Origin of the sequence: Clostridium polynesiense (genome assembly GCF_000820705.1) — a bacterium.
In the GTDB taxonomy this organism is placed as follows: Bacteria; Bacillota; Clostridia; order Clostridiales; family Clostridiaceae; genus Clostridium_AA; species Clostridium_AA polynesiense.
Window position 1 is genome coordinate 1 of record NZ_CCXI01000032.1, and the last position, 2,612, is coordinate 2,612.

At 31.7% G+C, this 2,612-nt stretch carries 3 protein-coding genes; all 3 read left to right on the forward strand.

The window, feature by feature from the left end:
• Positions 1–482: 482 nt before the first annotated feature.
• The 3 genes from TA89_RS03635 to TA89_RS03645 are packed head-to-tail and all read left to right on the forward strand — an operon-like array spanning position 483 to position 2,431.
• Positions 483–788 carry a PTS lactose/cellobiose transporter subunit IIA gene (locus TA89_RS03635; protein ID WP_040210924.1) on the forward strand — a complete coding sequence of 102 codons (306 nt, stop codon included), beginning with the start codon at positions 483–485 and terminating at the stop codon, positions 786–788.
• A gap of 14 nt (positions 789–802) precedes the next feature.
• Positions 803–1,099, forward strand: a complete 297-nt coding sequence (locus TA89_RS03640) for a PTS sugar transporter subunit IIB (protein ID WP_040210926.1) — start codon at positions 803–805, stop codon at positions 1,097–1,099.
• 18 nt (positions 1,100–1,117) lie between these two features.
• Positions 1,118–2,431, forward strand: a complete 1,314-nt coding sequence (locus tag TA89_RS03645) for a PTS sugar transporter subunit IIC (protein ID WP_052447304.1) — start codon at positions 1,118–1,120, stop codon at positions 2,429–2,431.
• Positions 2,432–2,612: the final 181 nt, after the last annotated feature.

Genomic DNA, 2,612 nt, shown 5'->3' on the forward strand with positions numbered 1-2,612 from the left:
AGGTATATATGGAAAACACTAATGATGTCAGAGAAAAAGCTATAGTTATAGATGGTCATGATGTCATCTAGATATTTTGAAAGCTAATTAATAAAGGACTTGCTGTTATAAGGTAAGTCCTTATTTTTTTATAAGGATAAAGTAAATTATATTATTGTATGTTAAGTTAGATTTAATTAACACTTTAAAACTATTATCTAATTTTTTGTTATTAAAAATTAGTGTATAAAAAAAAGGATGATTGTATAAAAAAATAGAGTTTATTTTTTAATGATTTACAATTTGAATGGCTACAAGAAAAGAAAAATAAAAAGAATAAGCTTAAAATGAAAAGGCTTTCAAGATTTGAGTGTAAAATTAATGTTTAGTGTATAAAATTAAAGAAAACAGGATTTTTTTATCGTTTGTAGATTTTTTGAAAAATATCTATAGTATAGGTGTCGACAAAGAAGAAGTGTAGGTACAAAAGAAGGAGGATATGCATGAATACAGAAACAATAGCAATGACTTTGATTGCTCATTCTGGGGATGCTAGAACATTTGCGTTTCAAGCACTGCAAGCAGCTAAAAAACATGATTTTGAAGAAGCTGACCGCTTAATGGAGGAAAGTGAAAATGCATCGGTATTAGCCCATAAAGGACAAACAGATTTGCTGGTTGCAGAAGCAAATGGACAAAAAACAGACATTAGCGTTTTATTGATTCATTCACAAGATCATTTAATGACAAGTATGTTAGCACAAGAATTAATTCGTGAAATGATTGAACTTTACAAAAATCAAAAATAATGGAGGAATAGAAAATGAAAATTTTGTTAGCGTGTGGAGCGGGATTGTCAACAAGTATTTTAATGAAGAAGATTGAAAAATACTGCGCTGAAAAAGGAGAGGATTTAAAAATTGAAGCTGTTCCTGTAAACAATGTAGAAAACTATCAAAATGAATATGATTGTGTCTTGATTGGACCACAAGTTTCTTATCGTCTTAATGAATTAAAGGAAATATTGTCAATTCCTGTTGCTGGAATTCCATCTTTGGATTATGCCATTGGAAATGCTGATAATGTTATGAAATTAGCACATAAAATCACAGGAAAATAATCAAAAAGGAGAAAGTATATGAATAGTAAGTTGGAACAATTAGCAAATAGCGGATTTATGAAAAAATTACAGGAATTGAGTGTAAAGTTATCACAAAGCCCAGCTTTTGGAACGATTAGCGTTGGTATGGGTGGAACGATGGGGTTGATCATGATTGGTGCCGTTGTCCAGATTATTTGTGCTTTAGGTGGCCTTGCCTTTGGGTGGAAAGCTGGCGATCCAATTTATGATTTGCTATATATGCCTTATGAATTAACAATGGGATTATTAGGGTTATTTATGTCCTTTACACTAGCTTATAATTATGCGAAACGGTTAGGGGTAAAAGCAACGATTCAATCTGGATTTACATCTATGGTTTGTTTTATCTTGGTTTGCTCTCCATTGATTTCCACAACTACAGCTACAGGCCAAGTTATTCGTTCTTTGAATATTAGTTCATTAGGTGCCAATGGAATTTTCTGCGCAATCTTAATTGGTTTATTATCCGTACGTATCACTAAATTTGCTGTTGACCATAATTGGACTATTCGTATGCCAGATGTTGTTCCTGAAGGAATTTTAAATAGCTTTAACTCTATTATTCCTTCTGGATTAAATATTTTATTTTGGTATGGATTAGCTATTCTGATTTCTAATTTCACTAATGGTACGTTAACCTTAGGTACTTTGGTTACAACTGTTATTTCCACACCGTTGTCATATTTAGTATCTCCAATAGGAATGATATTTATTTTATTAGTTTATTCATTAAGTTGGTTCTTTGGAATCCATGGAGGAAGTGTAGTTTTTACCGCCATTATGCCTATTTATATTGCGGCATACGCAACCAATGCCAAAATGGCGGCTGCCGGACAACCATTAGTATTTAATCCAATTTTTTTATACGGAGCCATGTCAGTATTAGGTGGTTCAGGAAATACTCTAGTTTTATGTTTGATGGGATTAAAGAGTAAATCTAAACAAATTAGTGCAGTTTCTAAAGCCGCTTTAGGGCCAGGGTTATTCAACATTAATGAACCAGCTATATTTGGATTTCCAATAATGTATAATCCTATTTTGTTTATTCCATTTGCTTTGTGTCCAATTGTAGTTATGGTATTTATGTATATAGCATTTAAATTCAACTTAATGGGCCTTCCACAAGTTTTGATTATGACAACTTTACCAATTGGTATACAACAGTTAATGGCTACTTTGGATTGGCGTAACGTTATATTTGTTATTTTGATGTTCCCAGTATGTTGGATTGTTTATTATCCATTCTTTAAAATCTATGAAAGACAATGTATTGCTAAAGAAGAAGCTGAAGCTACAGAACTTAGTGAATAATTAATAATAAAACTACCTTTTGTTGAAATGCCTGACAAAAGGTAATTTCTATAATGAAAGAGGAGGCGGCTAGACATGAAAAAAAGACTTGGAATTTCTCTATATCCAGAATTCGCAAGTTACGAAGCGAATATCGAATATTTACGAGCCGCGGCTAAATATGATTTTAATGTTTTGTTTT

What these genes read in the sequence shown, in the direction of transcription:
- TA89_RS03645 (WP_052447304.1), top strand. Translation starts at nt 1,118, where the DNA reads ATGAATAGTAAGTTGGAACAATTAGCAAATAGCGGATTTATGAAAAAA.
- TA89_RS03640 (WP_040210926.1), top strand. Translation starts at nt 803, where the DNA reads ATGAAAATTTTGTTAGCGTGTGGAGCGGGATTGTCAACAAGTATTTTA.
- TA89_RS03635 (WP_040210924.1), top strand. Translation starts at nt 483, where the DNA reads ATGAATACAGAAACAATAGCAATGACTTTGATTGCTCATTCTGGGGAT.